At 71.7% G+C, this 19,511-nt stretch carries 16 protein-coding genes and 1 tRNA gene; 4 read left to right on the top strand and 13 right to left on the bottom strand.

Translation table 11 applies throughout. The annotated features are described in order from the left end of the window. Nucleotides 1-45: 45 nt before the first annotated feature. From selB to K338_RS0115440, 4 genes are all read right to left on the bottom strand, one after another. The gene (selB, locus tag K338_RS0115455; RefSeq protein WP_022919072.1) at nucleotides 46-1,869 is read right to left on the bottom strand and encodes a selenocysteine-specific translation elongation factor; all 1,824 of its coding nucleotides are present in this window, start codon (nucleotides 1,867-1,869) and stop codon (nucleotides 46-48) included. An 83-nt stretch (nucleotides 1,870-1,952) separates the two neighbouring features. Then, nucleotides 1,953-3,263: an L-seryl-tRNA(Sec) selenium transferase gene (gene selA, locus K338_RS0115450; RefSeq protein ID WP_027286910.1), complete on the bottom strand. Its 1,311-nt coding sequence runs from the start codon at nucleotides 3,261-3,263 to the stop codon at nucleotides 1,953-1,955. A 105-nt stretch (nucleotides 3,264-3,368) separates the two neighbouring features. Then, nucleotides 3,369-3,464, bottom strand: a tRNA-Sec gene (locus tag K338_RS0115445). A gap of 32 nt (nucleotides 3,465-3,496) precedes the next feature. Next, nucleotides 3,497-4,447, bottom strand: coding sequence for an alpha/beta hydrolase fold domain-containing protein (locus K338_RS0115440; protein ID WP_022919071.1), 951 nt, complete (start codon nucleotides 4,445-4,447; stop codon nucleotides 3,497-3,499). 70 nt (nucleotides 4,448-4,517) lie between these two features. On the opposite strand from K338_RS0115440, the gene K338_RS0115435 reads away from it, so the two are divergent. Next, the gene (locus tag K338_RS0115435) at nucleotides 4,518-5,072 is read left to right on the top strand and encodes a TetR-like C-terminal domain-containing protein (RefSeq protein ID WP_022919070.1); all 555 of its coding nucleotides are present in this window, start codon (nucleotides 4,518-4,520) and stop codon (nucleotides 5,070-5,072) included. 9 nt (nucleotides 5,073-5,081) lie between these two features. Next, entirely contained in the window at nucleotides 5,082-6,098 is a 1,017-nt protein-coding gene (selD, locus tag K338_RS0115430) for a selenide, water dikinase SelD (RefSeq protein WP_022919069.1), read from the top strand. 113 nt (nucleotides 6,099-6,211) lie between these two features. Here selD and nrfD read toward each other — a convergent pair whose 3' ends face one another. The 3 genes from nrfD to fdh all read right to left on the bottom strand — a co-directional run bounded on the left by nrfD (nucleotide 6,212) and on the right by fdh (nucleotide 11,839). Then, on the bottom strand, nucleotides 6,212-7,303 hold the full coding sequence (nrfD, locus tag K338_RS0115425) for an NrfD/PsrC family molybdoenzyme membrane anchor subunit (RefSeq protein WP_022919068.1): 1,092 nt from the start codon (nucleotides 7,301-7,303) through the stop codon (nucleotides 6,212-6,214). Continuing rightward, nucleotides 7,300-8,427: a 4Fe-4S dicluster domain-containing protein gene (locus K338_RS0115420; protein ID WP_022919067.1), complete on the bottom strand. Its 1,128-nt coding sequence runs from the start codon at nucleotides 8,425-8,427 to the stop codon at nucleotides 7,300-7,302. Before K338_RS0115420 ends, nrfD begins: the two co-directional genes overlap by 4 nt. A 76-nt stretch (nucleotides 8,428-8,503) precedes the next feature. Continuing rightward, complete coding sequence (gene fdh, locus K338_RS23180) at nucleotides 8,504-11,839, bottom strand: formate dehydrogenase (RefSeq protein WP_245542987.1); 3,336 nt, start codon at nucleotides 11,837-11,839, stop codon at nucleotides 8,504-8,506. 186 nt (nucleotides 11,840-12,025) lie between these two features. Between fdh and K338_RS0115405 the strand changes: the two genes are divergently transcribed. Next, nucleotides 12,026-12,619: a class I SAM-dependent methyltransferase gene (locus tag K338_RS0115405; RefSeq protein ID WP_027286906.1), complete on the top strand. Its 594-nt coding sequence runs from the start codon at nucleotides 12,026-12,028 to the stop codon at nucleotides 12,617-12,619. A 248-nt stretch (nucleotides 12,620-12,867) separates the two neighbouring features. Here the strand turns inward: K338_RS0115405 and K338_RS23175 are convergent, their stop codons facing one another. The 5 genes from K338_RS23175 to K338_RS0115380 all read right to left on the bottom strand — a co-directional run bounded on the left by K338_RS23175 (nucleotide 12,868) and on the right by K338_RS0115380 (nucleotide 18,036). Beyond that, entirely contained in the window at nucleotides 12,868-13,719 is an 852-nt protein-coding gene (locus K338_RS23175) for an amino acid ABC transporter permease (protein ID WP_022919064.1), read from the bottom strand. A 31-nt stretch (nucleotides 13,720-13,750) separates the two neighbouring features. Continuing rightward, on the bottom strand, nucleotides 13,751-14,398 hold the full coding sequence (locus K338_RS0115395) for an amino acid ABC transporter permease (RefSeq protein ID WP_022919063.1): 648 nt from the start codon (nucleotides 14,396-14,398) through the stop codon (nucleotides 13,751-13,753). Between the two features lie 68 nt (nucleotides 14,399-14,466). Beyond that, a complete protein-coding gene (locus K338_RS0115390; protein ID WP_022919062.1) occupies nucleotides 14,467-15,402 on the bottom strand; it encodes a transporter substrate-binding domain-containing protein in 936 nt (311 codons plus the stop codon). A gap of 295 nt (nucleotides 15,403-15,697) precedes the next feature. Further along, a complete protein-coding gene (locus K338_RS0115385) occupies nucleotides 15,698-16,537 on the bottom strand; it encodes a phosphosulfolactate synthase (protein ID WP_022919061.1) in 840 nt (279 codons plus the stop codon). Nucleotides 16,538-16,659: 122 nt separating this feature from the next. Further along, complete coding sequence (locus K338_RS0115380) at nucleotides 16,660-18,036, bottom strand: MmgE/PrpD family protein (protein ID WP_022919060.1); 1,377 nt, start codon at nucleotides 18,034-18,036, stop codon at nucleotides 16,660-16,662. 191 nt (nucleotides 18,037-18,227) lie between these two features. On the opposite strand from K338_RS0115380, the gene K338_RS24720 reads away from it, so the two are divergent. Continuing rightward, nucleotides 18,228-18,941, top strand: a complete 714-nt coding sequence (locus K338_RS24720; RefSeq protein ID WP_022919059.1) for a TetR/AcrR family transcriptional regulator — start codon at nucleotides 18,228-18,230, stop codon at nucleotides 18,939-18,941. A gap of 8 nt (nucleotides 18,942-18,949) precedes the next feature. Here K338_RS24720 and K338_RS0115370 read toward each other — a convergent pair whose 3' ends face one another. Further along, nucleotides 18,950-19,477 (bottom strand): hemerythrin domain-containing protein, encoded by a 528-nt coding sequence (locus K338_RS0115370; protein WP_022919058.1) that lies wholly within the window; start codon nucleotides 19,475-19,477, stop codon nucleotides 18,950-18,952. Between the last annotated feature and the right edge of the window lie 34 nt (nucleotides 19,478-19,511).

Below are 19,511 nucleotides of genomic sequence, written 5' to 3'. Positions count from 1 at the left end.
GTGCTATGACAGCAGCAACCTTCCACGCGAGCGCGACGGGTCAGGTCAGCCGCGCACGACCTCGCGATGCACCGGGTCACGTCGGCGGGTCCAGCCGCGGGCGTCCAGGTGCTCCAGCAGCGGGATGACCACCCGGCGAGTGGTGCCCAAGGCCGCCTTCGCCTCGGCCGCGGTGAACGGCTGCGGCAGCCCCGCCAGCTCGCGCATCGCCCGCGCCGGGGCATCGGGTAGCAGCACCACCTCACCGGGCAGGCGCAGCAACCGTCCGGCGCGCTCGGCGGCGGCCAGCTGCCGCGGTCCCAGAGCCAGTGCGAGCAGGTCGGCGCTCTCCGGTGCCTGGAACGGGGTTGCCCGCAGCCGGGCCTCCAGCGCGGCCACTGCCTCTTCCGCCGGGCCGAGATCGTGGCGGTGCCCGGGTTCTGCCAGGTGCCCGTCGTGCTCCTCGACGCCTGCGGCCTGCGCCACCTCGGCCAGCAGCTCCGCGGCGGGCAGCCCCAGCGCAGCCACGGCTGCACCACTGGACAGGCCGGCGGCCACCGGGTCGCGCCGGTGCACCTGGGCCACCAGCTCGGCCAACTGTGCCCCCCACTGCTCCAGGGCCCCTTCAGCCACCCACCAGTCGCCGGCCGCCACCACCCCCGCCGGAGGTGCCACCGCGCGCGCGGGCACCAGCCCGAGCCGCACCAGCTGCTCCACCCGCACGGCACCACGCCGGGCCGCCTCGGCGACCAGATCCGCCGCTGCCGCCGGGCCTCCCGGTGCCGGCGACTGCCGGGCGTCGAGCACCGCAGCCCGCCGCCGGCCATCACCCCGCCGGGACAGCACCGGCGGGTCGGCGTCCAGCACCACCACGCCCGCCCGCACCCGCCGGCTCCCGGCAGAGCGCAGCACCAGGCGGTCCCCGAGCACCACCGGTGCCGGGTGAGACAGCGTGATCCGGGCGTGCTCGCCGTCCAGCGGGCGCAACCGCCCGGCGAGCGCCGCAGTGCCCACGTGCACGTTCACGTGCCCGGACGAGCTGCCGAACGCCTCGCCGGTGCACCGGCGCACGTCCACCACCGTCGTCTCCGGCCAGGCATCCGGGGTGAGCAGCGCCGAGCCCCGTGCCACCAGCTGCGGTTCCACGCCGCGCAGATTGACCGCCACCCGGTTCGTCGGCCCGATGAGCTCGCACGCCTCGCCCCGGCTCTGCAGCCCGCGTACCGCTACCGAGTCTGGGACGCCGGCCACGGTCAGCCGGTCACCGGTGCGCACGGTGCCCGCGGCCAGGGTGCCGGTCACCACAGTGCCGGCCCCAGCGATCGTGAACGACCGGTCCACCCACAAACGCACGCGCGCGCCCGGGTCCGGCGCCGGCGCCCCGGACAGCACCCCGGCGAGCGCCTCCCGGAGCCGGTCGAGCCCCGCACCGGTCACCGCCGAGGTCACCACCGCGGGCGCATCCGCCAGCCCGGTCCCGGCCAGCTCCTCCCGCGCCCGCGCGACCACCTCCGCCACGCGGGCAGCATCGGCCCGGTCGGCGCGGCTGAGCACCAGCACACCGGTGTCGATACCCAGCGCTGCCACCGCGTCCCGGTGGTCGCTGGACTGCTCCTGCCACCCCTCGTCCGCGGCCACCACGAAGCACACCACCGGCGCCGGCCCCAGCCCGGCGAGCATGTTCCCGAGGAACCGTTCGTGCCCGGGGACGTCCACGAACGCCGCGTCGCAGCCGGGCACCAGCTCGGTCCAGGCGAACCCGAGGTCCACGGTCAACCCGCGGCGGCGTTCCTCGGCGAGGCGGTCCGGCTCGATCCCGGTCAGCGCCCGCACCAGCGCGGACTTGCCGTGGTCCACGTGCCCGGCGGTCGCCACCACGAAGCTCGCCACTGTTCGGCCTCCAGTCCTCCCCGGGTCGCGCATTCGAACCAGCGTGGCGCATTCGAACCCCTTTGTAGCCAGGTTCGAATGCGCTAAGGGTGTTCCAACGGGGACAGGGCCGGGTGCAGCGCCCGCCGCACCGCGGCCGCCACCTGTTCGTCCTCGGTCTCCGGCACACAGCGCAGGTCCAGCAGGCAGGCGCCGTCGTGCACCCGCGCGAGCACCGCAGGATCCCCGAGCCGCAACGCGCGTGCCGCACACTCCGGGAGCCGCAGGGCCCAGCCAGGCAACGGCACACCCGGCCCACCCCCACCCCCGACCCTGCCCTGGTGCGGGACCACCGCCACCTGTGCTCCGCCGTCGACGGCTGCCGCGAGACGCTCCACCCGGGACCGCAACACCTCCGGGTCCGCGTGCAGGAACTCGACCACCGGCACCCGGCCTGCCACCAGGGTGGCCTCCAGCGCCGCCAGGGCCAGCTTGTCCGCCCGCACCGCCCGGGCCAACGGGTGCCGCGCCAGGTGCTCGATGACCTCCGCCCGGCCGAGCAGCAGCCCCGCCTGCGGCCCGCCGAGCAGCTTGTCCCCGCTGGCGACCACCAGGTCGGCACCGGCCGCCAGTGCCGAGGCCGCATCCGGTTCGTCCGGCAGTGCGGGGTCCGGGGCGAGCAGACCGGATCCCAGGTCGGCCACCAGCGGCAGACGGTGCTCGTCGGCCAGCGTGCGCAGCTCGGCCAGGGTCGCCTCGGCGGTGAACCCGTGCACGCGGAAGTTGCTCGGGTGCACCTTGAGCAGGCAGCCGGTCTCCGGGCCGACGGCGCAGGTGTAGTCGGTCAGGTGCGTGCGGTTGGTCGTGCCTACTTCCCGCAGCCGGGCACCGGTCGAGGCGATCAGGTCCGGCAGCCGGAAGCCGGCACCGATCTCGATCAGCTCACCGCGGCTGACCACCACCTCCCGGCCCGCCGCCAGCGCCGTGGTCGCCAGCACCAGCGCTGCGGCGCCGTTGTTCACCACCAGGGCGTCCTCGGCGGCCGGGCAGGCGGCCAGCACGGCGGCCCGGGTGGCGCGGCCGCGCCGGGACCGCACGCCGGTGTCCAGGTCGAGCTCCACGTCCACGTACCCCGCCGCGGCGATGAGCGCCTCGGTGGCGGCGGCGGACAGCGGGGCGCGGCCCAGGTTGGTGTGCACCACCACGCCGGTGGCGTTCAGCACCGGGGTGAGCGCGGTGGCGCGCCGGTGGGTGAGTGCCTCCCGGAGGGCGGCCGGCACCTCCTCCGGCAGGATCTCGCCGCGGCGGGCCCGGTCCTGTGCGGCGCGGGCCAGGTCGCGGACGGTCGGTGCGCTGAGCCGCTGCGCCGCGGCGGTCACCTCGGGCAGCGCAAGCAGATGGTCGGTACGCGGGATGCGGCGGCGCGGGTCGGCGGCGGCCGTGCCCGGTACCTCGGGGGTGCCACCGTGGCTGGGGCCGCCGCGGTCGACTGGCTCGGTCACCGGCACCTCCTTCGCACGTGGCGGAGGCGGACGGGAATCGAACCCGCCAGACCGAGGTGCTCGGTCTCACCGGTGTTGAAGACCGGGGGGCCCACCAGGAACCCAGACGCCTCCTTGCGCGGCGAGCCTAGCAGCGGCCAGCTCGGTCAGAGCGCTGCGTGCAGGAAGGAACAGATCGCTCGCCGTGCCCGGTAGGCCGAGGGCACCAGATGCGGCATGCTCAGGAACGCATGCCCTGCTCGCTCGATCTCCAGCAGCCGCACGGGGGTCTGGGTAGGCCGCACGCGAGCGGCGTAGGTGCGGGCCTGGTCGGCCAACGGATCCAGTGCTGGCACCACCAGCAACGTGCTGGGGAGTGTGGCAGTCTCCGCGCGGGTCAGTGGTGACACCGCGCGGGCATCCGTTCCCGCGGGTGCGGCCAGCCGGCAGAACCGCTGGACCTCGGCCGCACTGATCGTCGGCGTGTGCGCATGCTCGGTCATCGAGGGGTAGTCCAGTGCAGCGGCGGTGAGGTCCAGGCACGGGTTGACCAGCACCTGAGCGCGCAGCCACGGCGAGCGCTCTGCGGCCAGTGCGGTCATCGTGCCGCCGGCGCTCTCACCTACCAGTGCGACGCGGTCCGGGTCCACCCCCCAGGTGGAGGCGTGCTGCCGCACCTGTACCAGTGTGCTGAGGACATCATCGGCCGCTGCCGCCATCGAGACCCCCGGGCCGAGGAGGCGGTGCTCTACTGAGACCACGACAGCGGGCAGGCGCGCGGCGAGGTGGCTGGTCAGCCAGTCGCACTGTACAGCGGTGCCGCTGTAGCCACCGCCGTGCACGTGCAGCACCAGGGGAAGGGGGCCGGTGCCGCTGCGACGGGGACGGTGCACCCGGACCGGGATCTGCCGGTCGGTCAGGGCCACCGTCGTCCATGTCACCCGGCTGCCCAGCGCAGGACATCCGGTGATCAGCCGAGCCGCCGGAGAGGTCACCACCTCGTTCTGGGCCCGGCCGAGCTCGGCAAGCTCCTCGTCGGAGAGTGCGGCAAAGTCCGGCTGCGGGCGCAGCCCGTAGACGAGTCGCACACCCAGCGGCGGATGGGCAGCACGGGACACGAGCGCTCCTCCAGGTTTCGCTACCTACAGTTTCGATACTGACGGTAGCACAAGCGGGTAGGCTGGCGATATGACAGCCGAGCCGCACCGGAGCCCCGGCCGCCCCCGCGTCGACGTCGACCCTGCGGTGCTCGCCGCCACACTGCGAACGGTGCACGAGCTCGGGTACGCCGGTGCCACCCTGGATCGGATCGCTGCAGCCGCCGGTACTGCGAAGACCACGATCTACCGCCGCTGGTCGTCCAAGGGGACGCTGGTGACCGCCGCGCTGGTGTCCGCATTCGGGCCGCTGCCGCCGGTGGCCGGCGAGCCGAGGCAGAACCTGGCGGCCCTGGTGCGCTGGGGAGCTGACCGGGTCGCGCTGCCGGGCGTCGCCGCGGCGTTCGCCGGGGTGTTCGCCGAGGCTGTCAGTGACCCCGACCTGCGCCGGCTGCTGCGGACGCAGCTGCAGGAGCCGTACCGCCGCGGCCTGGAGCAGGCGCTGGCGGTACCGACCGCCCGGGCGTTGCTGATCGTGGACCTGGTGGTCGGGACGCTGTTGCACCGCCGTGGCATCACCGGAGAGCCGATGACCGAGACCGATCTCCAGCAGCTCACCACTGCTGCACGAGCCCTGCTTGGCTAGACTCGCGTGATGGTGGCAGCAGCGGTGCGGGACGATCTGGACCAGCCACGGCTGACCTCTTTCGCCCACGGTGGTGGGTGCGCGTGCAAGATCCCGCCGGGGGAGCTGGAGGACGCGGTCAGCACACTCACCGGTCAGGTCGGCGGGACCGACGCCCGGGTGCTGGTGGGCCTGGACGACGGCGACGACGCAGCCGCTGTGCTGGTGCGCGAGGACCTCGCGGTGCTCTCCACCGCCGACTTCTTCACCCCGGTGGTCGATGATGCCTACGACTGGGGCCGGATCGCCGCCGCCAACGCGCTCTCGGACGTCTACGCCATGGGTGGCACCCCGGTGGTGGCGATCAACCTGCTCGGCTGGCCCCGGGAGCGGCTGCCGCTGGAGCTGATGACCGAGGTGCTGCGCGGCGGGCTGGACATCGCCACCCAGGCGGGCTGCCCGGTGATCGGCGGGCACTCCATCGACGATCCGGAGCCCAAGTACGGTATGGCCGTCACCGGAGTGGCCCACCCGGACAAGCTGCTGCGTATCGACGCTGCCGAGCCGGACCTGCCGCTGACCCTGACCAAGCCGATCGGGGTGGGCATCCTGAACAACCGGCACAAGGCCACCGGGCAGATCTTCGCCGAGGCGACCACCTCGATGACCCGGCTGAACGCTGGCGCCGCAACGACCGCCGTCGACCTGGGGCTCAGAGCAGCAACCGATGTGACTGGTTTCGGGCTGCTCGGGCACCTGCACAAGCTGTGCCGGGCCTCCGGGGTGGGGGCGGTGGTCGAGCGGGCCGCAGTGCCGGTGCTCGCCGACGCGCTGACCGCGCTCGCCGACGGGTTCGTGCCCGGTGGCAGCCGCCGCAACCTGGACTGGGTGCGCCCGCACCTGACCACCGGGATCGGTATCACCGAGGAGGACCTGGTGCTGCTCGCCGACGCCCAGACCTCCGGCGGGCTGCTGGTGGTCGGGGAGCTGCCCGGGCACCCGGTGATCGGGCACACCGTGGCCGGAACCGGCATCCAGGTCCGCTGAGCCCCACCCCACCAGCCCGCCCGCCCTGCCCATCGCCAACGCTCTCCTTTGCGGCTGCTGGACCGATTCACGCCGCACAGTAGAGCGTTGGCGAACGGGTGGGGCCCCTGGAACTACTCGACGGTGGTGATCGAGTCGTCGGTGATGCCGCGCCGGCGCCGCTCGGCCAGCCGGCGCTTCTGCGGCTCCACCGTGTACTTCGGGTCCTTCGCCGAGGTCAGGCCCGCCTCGAAGTAGCCGAGCCGGGTGAGCGCTGAGGCGGTCAGCAGCGCGGCCCCGGAGAGCGCCCCGGCCGCGCGCCACCGGCCCGCCAGCAGCGCGCCCACCCCGCCGGCGGCGACCAGCACCTTGCTCACCTGCAGGTACCTGCCCGGGCGGCCCTGGTACAAGGTCTCCACCACAGTCTCGTCCATCCGGCGCTCCAGCACCTCGGTGGCGACCAGGTCCCCGGCAGCGCCGACCACCGCCAGCACCCGCGCCGGGCCTGCCTGCGCCACCGGGGTGGTCATCATCGCCAGTCCGCCCGCGGCCAGGCTCGCCGAGGAGACGAACACGAACGGCAGCTCCTCCCGGGCCTCGTTCCAGGTGGGCACGGCGGTGTCGGAGAGCAGCACCGCGGTGTAGGCCGCCAACGGGGGAGCCAGCATCCCGGCGCCCAGGCCAGCCGCGGAACCGGCGCCGCGCAGCAGCCCCCGCAACCGGCCCAGCGGCAGCCGCGAGCCGGTGGCGCGGTCCACCTCGTCGGCAGCGGCCACTCCGGCGCAGGTGCTGAACCCCGCCAGGATCCACGACCCCACGCTCATCGGCGAGGTCAGCTTCACCGTGCGGAGCATGTTCAGGAACCGTTCCGGGCGGCCCAGGTCCCGCACCAGTGCACCGGCACCGAGCCCCGCCGCGGTGATCGCCGCCAGCCGGGTGCTGCGGCGCAGCGCCTCCCGGCCGGTCAGCTGCGCCCCTGCGGCGAGCAGCCCGGACCCGGCGGCCAGCCCACCGAGGAACAGGTAGGCGGCCACATCGGTCTCCCAGGGCGGCGCCTTCACCACCGGGCGGCCGTAGTAGGAGCCGAACTCGGCGTCCGGCACCACCGGCATCTCCCGGGACCCGTCGCCGCCGCCGCGAGACGGTCCGGCGCGGCGGCGGCCCTTGCGTCGGCGGCGACCGGCAGGCTCCGGCGGACGGTAGCTGTCGAACCCCGAGGTGCTCACCGGCGCCTCCCCAGGAACGCCAGCGCTGCCGTGGCCAGCATCCCGGCGGCGGCCCAGCCGGCGCGGGAGAACATCTGCGGCAGGTCCGCAGTGGGCACCCGCGGGTCCGGCGGCAGCCCGTAGGTCTCCGGTTCATCCAGCAGCAGGAACACCGACCCGGTGCCGCCCACGCCGTCGTTCTGGTTCGCACCGTACAGCCGGGCCTCGGTCATCCCGCGGGCGTGCAGCTCGGCGACCCGCTCCCGCGCCGTGGCCACCAGCTCCTCATGGTTGCCGAACCTGATCGACTCGGTGGGGCAGGTCTGCGCGCAGGCCGGCTGCTGGCCGTCGGTGAGCCGGTCGTAGCACAGGGTGCACTTCTGCGCGATGCCACCCTCCCGGGTGGGGCCCTGCTGCGGCCCGCGCTCACCGGGGGCGGCGGTGCCGTCCGAGCGGCGTTCGATCACCCCGAACGGGCAGGCGGCCACGCAGGTGCCGCAGCCGTTGCACACGTCGTCCTGGACCACCACGCTGCCGAACTCGGTGCGGAACAGGGCGCCGGTGGGGCAGGCGTCCAGGCAGCCGGCGTGCGTGCAGTGCTTGCACACGTCCGAGGACATCAGCCACCGGAACTCCGGGGTGTCCGGGGGAGTGGTGTCGATGGGGCCGTCCCCCGGAACTCCGGTGGAGACCGGTGGGCCGAGGCGGGCGGCGTCGTGCAGGCCGCCGTAGTCATCGGCGCCACCTGTAGAGCCACCGGCGCCGCCCGCTGCAGAGCCATCGGCGCCGCCACCGGGAGCGCTGGCCCCGGCTGTGCCCCGCCCCGGCGGCGGCCCCACGCTCGGCATGCCCAGGTCCACCAGCGCCCGCCCGCTGCGCCGCGCCCGGGCGATCCGCTCGGCGTCCTGCTCCACGAACGCCACGTGCCGCCAGGTGTTCGCACCGAGCCCGCCGGTGTTGTCGTAGGAGGACCCGAGCAGCTGCGGGTCCGGGTCGCTGGGGACGTGGTTCCACTCCTTGCAGGCCACCTCGCAGGCCTTGCAGCCGATGCAGACGGAGGTGTCGGTGAAGAACCCCTTGCGCGGGTGGGTGTGCTGCCACCCCGCGTCGACGGCAGGGTTGGTCGGACCGAACAGCTGGCCCATCAGCTCCTCCTCTCTGCGAGGCCCGAGAGCATCGTCCAGGGCCACGCCACTACCAAGGCTGCGGGCGGGAGGCGGCTCACGGCTGCCACCCTTCCTGCTCCGGGTCGTCCTCGGCCGGGGTGGGCACCACCTGCTCCCGGTCGGGATCGGTGAGATGGGCGTTGCCGGTCTCCGCAGCGAGCCCGGCACGCTGCTGGTAGCTGGCCACCAGGTCGAGCAGCGCCTGCCCGTGCGGGCGTCGGCCGGGCTGGATGTCGCAGGAACCGGCCTTCGACTCCTGGATGAGCACGTTCGGGTCCAGGGTGACTCCGAGCAGATCGTTCGCCGCGTCCCCGGTCACCCCGGCATCGCTGCCCACCCCCCAGTGGTAGGGCAGACCCACCTGGTGCACGGTCCGCCCGCCCAGGTCCAGTGGGCGCACCCGTTCGGTGACCAGCACGCGGGCCTCGATCGCGGCGCGGGCGGAGACGATCGTGGCCCACCCGTACTCGGTCAGCCCGCGCTCGGCGGCCAGCTCGGGGGAGACCTCGCAGAACATCTCCGGCTGCAGCTCGGACAGGTACGGCAGCCAACGGCTCATCCCGCCCGCGGTGTGGTGCTCGGTGAGCCGGTAGGTGGTGAACACGTACGGGTACACCTCGCTGCCCGGTGCCCCGGCGCTCGGTGCGGACAGGTTGTCCCGGCGCGGATAGGTGAGCCGGGCCGGGTTCTGCTGCTGCGGGTACAGCGGGTTGGCCACCGGCGACTCCTGCGGCTCGTAGTGGGTGGGCAGCGGCCCGTCCACCAGCCCGCGTGGGGCGAACAACCAGCCCTTGCCGTCGGCCTGCATCACGAACGGGTCGTCCCCGGCGAGTGCGTCCGGGCCGCCGGCATCCGGACCCGGCCGGGCAGCCGGGGCACGGTCGGCCACGAAGTCGGGCACGTCCAGGCCGGTCCAGGAGCCCTGCTCGGCGTCCCACCAGATGTGCTTCTTCCGCTCGCTCCACGGCTTGCCGTCCAGGTCTGCCGAGGCGCGGTTGTACAGGATGCGCCGGTTGGACGGCCAGGCCCAGCCCCACTCCAGTGCGGTCTGCGACTGCTCGGCGCCGGGTTTGCGCCGGGCGGCCTGGTTCACCCCGTCGGCGTACACGCCGGTGTAGATCCAGCAGCCGGCCTCGGTGGACCCGTCCGCGGTCAGCTCGGTGTAGGAGGCCAGCGGCTCACCGGCCTTGTCCCCGCTCAGGTAGCGCCCGTTGATCTCGGCCAGCACCGCCTCCGGGTCCGGTTCACCGCCTGCCAGCTCCGGGTAGTTCCAGGTCAGGTCCAGCAGCGGCCGGTCCCGCTCGTCGGTGGAGCCGATCAGCCTGGCCCGGATGCGTTTGCCCAGCTCGTAGAAGAACTGCAGGTCGCTCATGCACTCGCCTGGCGGGTCCACCGCCTGGTGCCGCCACTGCAGCAACCGTTGGGTCTGGGTGAACGAGCCCGCTTTCTCCACGTGGCTGGCGGCCGGCATGAAGAACACCTCGGTGTCGATGTCCTCGGTGCGCAGCTCACCGGTGGCGATCTCCGGTCCGTCCTTCCAGAACGTGGCGGACTCGATCATCTGCAGGTCGCGCACCACCAGCCACTTCAGGTGGGCCATGCCTATCCGCTGCATCCGCCCGTTCGCCGACCCGACCGCCGGGTTCTGTCCGAGGAGGAAGTATCCCTCCACCTCGTCCTCCAGCATGGACATCACCGTCTGGTAGGTGCCGTGCGGGCCGGTGAGCTTGGGCAGGTAGTGGAACGCCCAGTCGTTCTCCGCGTGCGCGGCCGGCCCCCACCAGGCCTTGAGCAGGCTGATGGTGTAGGCGTCCGCGTTCGCCCAGAAACCCTTCTGCTCCTTCGACGCGATCGCATGCAGGTAGGTGTCCAGGTCGTCGTGCTGGTCAGCGGTGGGCATCGGCAGGTAGCCGGGCAGCAGGTTGAACAGCGTGGGGATGTCTGTGGAGCCCTGGATGCTGGCGTGCCCGCGCAGCGCCATGATCCCGCCTCCGGGGCGACCGACGTTCCCGAGCAGCAGCTGCAGGACGGCGGCGGCCCGGATGAACTGCGCGCCCAGGGTGTGCTGGGTCCATCCCACTGCGTACACGAACGCGGTGGTGCGCTCCCGGCCGGAGTTCTCGGTGACCGCCCGGGCCAGGTAGTCGAAGTCTGCGGCGCTGATGCCGCAGGCTTGCTCCACCATCTGAGGGGTGTACCGGGCATAGTGCTTCTTGACGATCTGGAACACGCTGCGCGGGTGGGTGAGCGTCTCGTCCCGCTCCACCTGCGCCGTCTCCAGCGGAGGACCGCCGCTGCCGTGGGTGTCCCCGGCGGCCCGCCCGGAAGCGGTCTGGCCGTGCTCGTGGTGCCGGTCCGGCGCGGACGCCCCGCCCTCAGCCTCGGCGTAGGCCCAGCTGGACGGGTCGTACTGGCCGGTCTCCGGGTCGAACCCGGAGAACAGCCCGCCGGTGTCCTCCGTGTCCTGGAACCCCTCACCGACGAGCGTGGCGGCATTGGTGTAGGCCACCACGTAGTCGTGGAAGTACTTCTCGTTTGCCAGCACGTAGTTGATCAGTGCGCCGATGAGCACCACGTCCGACCCTGCGCGGATCGGCAGGTGCTTGTCTGCCAGCGCCGTGGTGCGGGTGAACCGGGGGTCCACATGGATGACTTTCGCCCCGCGCGCCCGGGCCTCGGTGACCCACTGGAAACCCACCGGGTGGCACTCGGCCATGTTCGAGCCCTGGATCACGATGCAGTCAGAGTTGGCCAGGTCCTGCAGGTACTGCGTGGCGCCACCGCGCCCGTACGAGGTTCCCAGACCGGGAACCGTGGAGGAGTGTCATATCCGCGCCTGGTTCTCGATCTGGATCGCTCCGGCGGCGGTGAACAGCTTCTTGATGAGGTAGTTCTCCTCGTTGTCCAGCGTGGCGCCGCCGAGGGAGGCGATGCCCATGGTGCGGCGCAGCACCCGGCCCTGGGAGTCGGTGTCCTGCCAGGTGCGCCGCCGGGAGGCGAGGAACCGGTCGGCGATCATGTCCATCGCGGTGTCCGGGTCCAGAGGCTGCCAGTCGCGGGCACCGGGCGGGCGGTAGAGCACCTTCGTCTGCCGGCCCGGCGCGTTCACCAGCTGCTCGCTAGCCGCACCCTTCGGGCACAGCCGGCCACGGGAGATCGGCGAGTCCGGGTCACCCTCGATGCCGATGACCTTCTCGTCCTTGACGAAGATCCGCTGCCCACAGCCCACAGCGCAATAGGGGCACACGCTCTGCACCATCCGGTCAGCCGTGGCATTGCGTGACGTGGTCGCACGGGTGGTCGGGGAGGTGACCGCCGGACCGCGCCCGAACACATCACCGGAGCGCAGCTGACGGACCACCGGCCATTCCAGCGGACTCCGTCGTGCCATGGCGCCACTATAGGCACGACCAGTCGATCCCACACTCGCAAAGGTCGGCGCGCGCCGCCGGCTGGGGGCACCACCGAGCGGCCCCACCAGCGCGCCGGGCGTAGCCGGCTCGCCGTGTCGGTCGGGGTGCCGATGACGGCGGAGCTCACCGGGCGTACGGGGAGCTGTGGTGGAAGAGTGGTCGCCATGGCGCAGGACCACGACTGGGATGCGATGTACTCCGCCGAGGAGCCACCCCCGTGGGACCTCGGGGAAGTCCAGCCAGCGCTGCTGGCGTTCCTGGACCGCGCCGAGATCGCCGACCCGGTGCTGGACGCTGGCTGCGGCACCGGCACCCTGGCACTGCTGCTCGCCGGGCGCGGCCACAGCGTGACCGGGTTCGACCTGTCCGCCCCGGCGGTCGACCGGGCCCGGGCCCGGGCCGCCGCTGAGGGGCTGGACGCGGAGCTCCAGGTGGCCGACGCTGCCCACGTCGCAGACCTGGGCATCCGTCCGCGCACTGTGCTGGACTCCGGGCTGCTGCACTCCCTGGATGCCGACGCCCAGGCCGCCTACGTCGCCGGGCTGGCCGCGATCTGCCCACCGGGTGCGCTGGTGGCGGTGCTGGCCATCTCGCTCGAGGCCGACCAGGGCTGGGGTGAGACCGAGACGACCCTGCGGGCACGGTTCGGTGACCCGGACTGGGTGAGTACCGCCGTCGAGGACATCGAGGTGCATGCGCGGTGGCGGGGCGAGGAACTGCGCATGCCCGGCTTCCTGCTGACCACCCATCGCTCCTGAACCCCGGTAGCACAGCGCTGCGCACGGACGGAGGCAGGTTCGCGGCGCGGAGTGACGGCGGCGCCGGCGGCAAGGTGCCTCCGTGGCGGAAAACTGCCTCGATGGCAGCGGATGCGAGCGGTGTCAGCCGCCTGGGGCACGCCTACGGCGCCGACCCTGTGCTCACGGACGTGGCAGTGGCCATCGACGCCGGTGAGGTGGTGGCGGTGATGGGACCCTCTGGGGCGGGCAAGTCCCTCAGATGGCGGTCAGGCGATCCCGCCCATCCGGTTCGGGGCAGCCAGCGACATCCGCCGGGCGCCGGTACGTCCCATCCGCCGGTCCAGCGCCCGCGCAGCCCAGGAGATCAGCACGTTCACCAGGATGTAGATGATCGTGACCACCAGGTAGGTCTGCACCAGGTCGCCGGTGTTCGCGATCAGCACCCGGCCGCTCTGCAGCAGCTCGGCATAGGAGACCACATACCCGAACGCGGTGTCCTTGACCACGATCACCGCCTGGGCGACCAGCGCCGGGATCACGATCCGCAGCGCCTGGGGGAGCACGATGGTCCGGAACGTCTGCCCGTCGGTCAGCCCGATCGACAGCCCCGCCTCGGTCTGCCCGCGGGGCAGGGCGAGCACCCCGGCGCGGAACACCTCGGCCAACGTCGCGGCCGCGCACAACGTGATCGGGACGACCAGCTTGGTGAACGTGCCGGTCTCGATGCCGTAGGCGGGCAGCGCGAACATGAACACGTAGATAACCAGCAGCACCGGGATCGCGCGGAACAGCTCGATGATGCCGGTGCACAGCCAGCGCAGCGGCAGGATCTTCCTGGACAGCCGGCCCAGCGCGAGCAGCAGCCCCAGCGGCAGCGCCATCGCCCCGGCCGCTGCCGCAGCGAGCATCGTGTTCTTCAGTGCTGTGCCCAGGTAGCGGATCGTGCCCGGCTCGGTGAACGTCAGCCACGTCGACGGCGCCAACGCCCCGGAGGCGTAGAACCGGTAGTAGGCCAGCGCGAACAGGCCGAGGATGCCCAGCACACTGAGCACGGTGATGATGCGGATCCACCGCTGGGCGCGCGGCCCGGCGGTGTCGAACATCGCGTGCGCGTCCATCAGCGACCCTCCCTCGCGAGCACCGGCGCCATCATCGGAGCACCCGGAACTTCTTCTCCGCGGCGGCACCCACACCCGCCGCCCCCAGCGAGATCGCCGCGTAGGCCGCTGCCGCCACCGCGAACGTGATCAGCCCGAGCGCCTCCTTGTTGTTGATCAGCGACGCGGTGTAGGTCAGGTCGGCCTGACCCACCACGGCCGCCATCGAGGAGCTGAGCAGGATGCCGATGAACAGCGTCACCATCGGACCGATCACGCTGCGCGCGGCCTGGGGGACCACCACCTCACGCATGATCCCGGAGAACGTCAGCCCGATCGACCGGGCCGCCTCGATCTGGCCCGCGCCCACCGCGTTCGCCCCGGTGCGCAGCGTCTCGCAGGCGAACGCCGACCCCACTGCCGTGGTCGCCAGCATCACGCCGGGCAGGAAGCCCGGGTTCAACCCGATCTCCGGCAGTCCGTACACGGTGAGCACCACCAGGGCGACCAGCGGCACGTTCCGGAAGATCTCCACGTACACGCTCGCCGCCACCCGCAGCGGCGGGATCGGGCTGATCCGGCAGGTCGCCAGCAGCGTGCCGAACACCAGCGCGCCGACGAACGAGACGCCGGTGATCTGCACCGTCACCCAGAGCCCGGAGAGCAGCTCGGGTAGGTAGCCGGGGAAGAGCACCCCCATGTGGCCTCCTTGCAGACGTCAGCGAGCATCGGAGCGGGGCACCGGCCGGCGCCCCGCTCCGAGGTAGGTCACAGCCCGGTGTCGCCCGGGGTCGGTGGGGTGGGCACCTCGGCGATGTCCGCGCGGTCGCCGATGGTCAGCTGCCACAGGTCGGCCCACTGGCCGCCGTCCTCGATCTCGGTGAGGAAGGTGTTGATGAAGTCGACCGCGTCGGAGTCCTTGTTCACGCCGATGCCGTACTTGTCCTCCGGGCCGAACGGCTCACCGACGATCTGCACGTCGTCGTTGGCGACCACGGCGTTCATCAGCAGCGTCTGGTCGATCACATAGGCGTCCGCGTTGCCCTGCTGCACTGCGGCTAGGCACTGTGCGTGGTCGGGCAGCGCCACGATCTCCGCCTCGGGCGCCTCCTCCTCCAGCAGGCTGACCCCGGTGGAGCTGGCCTGCGTCGCCACCTTCTTGCCGGCCAGGTCGTCCAGGCTGGTGATGTCGGTGTTGTCCGCAGCGACCAGGATGCCCGCCTGGGAGCTGTAGTACGGCCCGGCGAAGGCGATCCGCTCGGCGCGTTCCGGGGTGATCGAGTAGGTCGCGATCACCGTGTCCACAGTGTTCGACTCCAGCACCTGCTCCCGGGTGTCCGTGGTGACCTGCTGCAGGTCGACGTTCACCTCCCCGAGGATGTACTGGCTGAGCATCTGCTGGATGCCGGCGTCGAAGCCGCGGGTCTCGCCGGTGGTCGGGTCGAGCAGGGAGAACAGCTCGGAGGTCTCCGTGCCGCCGACGGTCAGCACACCGGCCTCGCGGACCGCGCTGGCCCACTCGTTCGCCTCGACAACGGCGTCGTTAGCGACCGGGCCGGAGCTCACGATCGAGGTGTAGGCGTCCTCGTCGTCACCGCCACCCTCGTCGGCAGGGTCCTCGGGGGAGCAGGCCGCCAAGGCCAGGGTGGTCAGGGCCGCTGCCGTCAGAGCGGCCAGTCCTCGTCTACGGGCGGAAGTGCGCATCGTGGTCTCCGGTAGTGGGCGCGCGGCCGGGCGGCCGCCCGTTCACGGTAGTAGCAGTGCGCTGAGTTCGCGCCACGGCGGGCGGAACTGTTACCTGGGTGAGACACGCGGGCGCCGAGGTGAGGCCCGGACTGGTGAGCGGACCTGCCCGGGGAGCTCCGCCGTCGGCAATGATGCAGACGATCGTCTGCTGGTCGATTCGGAATCTGCGGCACGTTCTGGGGGACCGCAGGTGCCGATTCGTGGTGCAGACGATCGTCTGCTGTGTGTGGGGGGGGGGGAGGCGTCCCGATCCTCAGTTGCGCGGCGCGGGGTTGATCACCCGGCCCCAGGTGGACTTGTTCCCCCACAGGTTCTGCCGCAGCCCCTCCAGCTGCAGGATCTGGCTGTGGTCCACGAACAGGTTCACCTCGTTGCCGTAGTTCTTGATGTACCACTCGAACACGGGCCCGTCGGCGGCTTCGAACATCACGTTCTCCAGGCCCAGGCCGTTGATGACCGAGGCGGCGGCACCGGTGTTCCACTCGGTGACGTTCTCGGTGATCCCCTCGGACTCGATCATGATGATCGACGCACCGGCGTCCAGCGCCCGCTTGCCGCGGTCCACCAGGTCGCCGATGTCCTTCTTGCTCTCCGCGGCCAGCTCGGCCTCGCCGGAGTCGCCGCCGGAGCCGATCTGGATACCGAGCTCCGGCTTGGCCTTCAGCCCGGCCGCGACCACCTTCTCCACCAGCCGCTCCAGCCCGGAGGTGGACAGCATGATGAACCCGGTGGAGATCTCGATGACGTCGAAGCCGACCTCCTTGGCCTCCTTCAGGTAGGCATCGACCGCCTCGTCCCCGTAGCGCAGCACGGTCTCGATCCAGCCGCCAGAGGAGACGTAGGCATCGTGCTCGTGCGCGATGTCGCTGAACTTGCGCACCTGCTCGGTGGGTAGCAGCGCGAACGAGCCGCCGGCCCACTTGATGCCATCGACCCACGGCCCGGCCACGTCGAAGACGTCCTGCAGGTGCCGGGTACCGAACGTGCTGTAGTAGGGGGCGCGGATCTCGGTCATCCCGAACGTGCGCGGCTTGACCGGACGGTAGGCGCGCGGGACGAAGTTGAACGAGACGTCGTGCGGTGTGGTGCTCATGGTTGAGCCTCCTTCTTCTGTGTTCTCCTCCCGCCGTGTCGGTGGGTGGTGTCGGTGCCGGCCGGGTAGACCGCGTCTACCCTCCGGGTGCTGGATGGTGGGGTCGCCCGGGTGGCGATCGCTCAGTCGGTGCGGGTGATGGCCACGCGGGCGAGCGCGTCGGTCAGTGCCGAGGTCGGCTGCTCCTCGAGGGTGCGCACCAGGTGGGTGATCTCCTCCCGCAGCGATTCGTCGGCGAACGGCCCGGTCAGTCGGGTGAACTTGTCCTCGACGACGTCCCATCCGGCGGGGTGGGTATGGAACCCCTCGTAGTCGTTGTGGGTGGCCCGGAAGGTCGTGCCGTCGGTGAGGGTGATCTCCACCTCGGCGGGCATCTCGTCCGGGAAGCGGTCGGAGAAGCCGTCGTCCGGAGTGATGGTCACCTTCGTCATCAAGGCTTGCACATCGTCGGCGACCACGCGCTCTGGGGCGTACTGGGCGGGGTTGAGCTCACCGTCCAGGAGGGTGACCGCCAGCATCCACGGCAGGGAGTGGTCGGCCTCCTCCTTGGTGCGGATCGTGCGCTTGTCGCCCTCCTCGCCGCCGCCGATGATCGAGTAGGCCACGTCAAAGGTCTTCAGGTGCACCGACTCGATCGCCTCGGGGCGGAAGCCGTCCCGTGCGCGGATCTCCAGGGCCGCCTCCAACGCGGACTGGGAGTGGATCTCGGCGTTGTACTTCTTGAGGATGGTGCGCCGCACCCGCTCCAGGTCCTCGCCCGACCAGTCGATCTGGAACGGCCCGGCGATCGAGTCCTTGAACCCCTTGTTGCCCTCGAACACCTCCGCCGGACCAGTGATGCCGCGGCTGGCCAGCAGCGCGGCGAACGTACCTTCCTTGGCCACCTGCGGATAGGCGAGCCCCTTCCAGTTGCTCAGCGACCCGGTGCGGGTGACCCGCAGCGCGTTGTTCGCGGTACCGGAGATGGCGATCGCGTGGGCGATCTGGTCCGCGGGCAGGCCCAACGCCTTGGCGGCGCTGGCTGCGGCCGCATAGGCACCCTGGGTAGTGTGGTCGAACCCTTTGGCCCGCACGGGTGCGACATCGGAGAGGCGGGTGTGCACCTGGTAGGCCACTGCCAGGGCGCTGAGCAGCTCGGCCCCGCTGGCGCCGGTCTGCTCGGCGGCAGCGAGCACCGCGCCGAAGTTGTCCGAGGGGTGGTTGGTCTCCCCCTTGGCGAGGTAGGAGTCCATGAAGTCCAGATAGCGGGACAGGCCGCTGTTGAAGAACGCCGCGCGTTCGGGGGAGGTCTTCCCGCCGCCGATCAGCGTGGCCTGCGGCGTTCCGCCCAGGTCCTCCAGCAGACCGCGGATCGCGACCATCGGCTGTGCGTCGAGCGCGCCGATCGCTACCCCCAGGGTGTCCAGCACGCGGATCTTGAGCTGGTCCAGTGCCTCGCTGCTGAGCTGATCGATGCTGGCCTTCGCGACGAAGTCTGCCAGCTTGTGCACCTCTGCCATTGTGATGGCTCCCTTCTGCGCGGCCGGCGGATCTGCTGGCCCGCGCTCCGACTGAGGTATGCCTTACCGTCACTATGCGACGAAAGTATCTCGATGTCAAGATATTTGCATGGGTAAAGATGTCGTCGGTGCGGGTGCGGACGGATGTGCCTGTCTACCGGCGGTCAGCGAGGAGGGCTATCCTCACCTGCATGGCTGATCGCGCGACGGCGGGACACACTCGTGAGGTGATCCTCGAGGCGGCTGCCCGGGAGGTGATCGAGCACGGCTATGTGGGGGCCTCGCTCTCCGGGATCGCCGGTCGGCTCGGCCTGACCAAGGGGGCGCTCGCCTACCACTTTCCGACGAAGGACCGCATCCTGGCAGCTCTGGTCGGGCGGCTCCGGGAGACGCTTGCTGCCTCCGATGCGGCAGCAGTGGAGATCTTCGGGCACAGTCCGGCGCGCGCCTGCGTGGCGTTCGTGTCCAACGTCGGGCACTTCGCCGGTACCGATGTCGTGACCACCGCTGCGTTGTCCCTGTTCGCAGACCCCTCGGTGCCGCGAGAGGTGCTCGCGGAGCCGATGGCCGACTGGGTCCGGCGCGTGCGGGCGCACCTGGAGGCGATGGTCGAGGTGGAGCGGTGTTCCTTGGACGTGCCCCTGACCGATGCCGCAGAGTTCTTCATCGCTGTGCTCGGTGGTACCTGGATGACCACCCGGTTCTTCCCACGCGCGGCCGACCGGCCGCGGCTACAGTTCACCCAGCTGGCGCTGGAGGCGGTCGGAGTCAGCTCAGAGTCCGCCGATGCGATCATCGCGGACGTGCTCGCTGCTGCCCGCGAGGACCGGGTGCAGATGGCACGGGTCGAGGAGATGACCGGCGACCACCTCCGGACCGACCCCAAGGGTGCGAAAGGAGCCTGAGGGCCGGCTCATCGACTGGCGCGCTCGCACACCCAGCCGTCGGGCATCCTGCCCCGGCGCAGGAACTCCTGCAGCTCGGCGCGCGACTCGGCCGGCAGGTCGGCGTCCGCGCGGGTATAGATGATCGGCTCTTCCTTGCTGTTGTGCGCCTCCAGCAGGTCGAGCATGGCGGAGCAGCGCTGCACCAGCTCCTCGTGCCGGCCGGGGTCGTCGGCCCCGGTCTCCAGCAGATCGCTGAGCTCGTCCATCGCCCGCCAGAGCTCGCCGTGCTCGCGGAGCATCACCATGATCGCCATCACCAGGCCGCCGTCACGGATCGGCGGGAAGACGAACTCTTCTTCGAGGTAGATGTGCCGGCGCAGTGCAGTCATCGCGACCAGCAGGGGAGCGGCCCACTCGGACACAGTGCCGGCCGGGCCGCCGGCGCTGGCGCCCATGCTGGCGACGAAGGCCTCGATGCCGGCGTCGATCTCCCGGTGCTCGCGGGTGAGGGCGTCGGCCACTGAGCTCGGCTGGTCGTTGGCGGTCTCGGTCATGGCGGGCTCCCCGGGTAGGGCTGCGGCACCGGGA

The sequence above is a fragment of the Ruania albidiflava DSM 18029 genome (assembly GCF_000421225.1).
Classification (GTDB): Bacteria; Actinomycetota; Actinomycetes; order Actinomycetales; family Beutenbergiaceae; genus Ruania; species Ruania albidiflava.
Note: the sequence above shows the minus strand (reverse complement) of the source record. Positions and strands in the feature narration are given on the sequence as shown.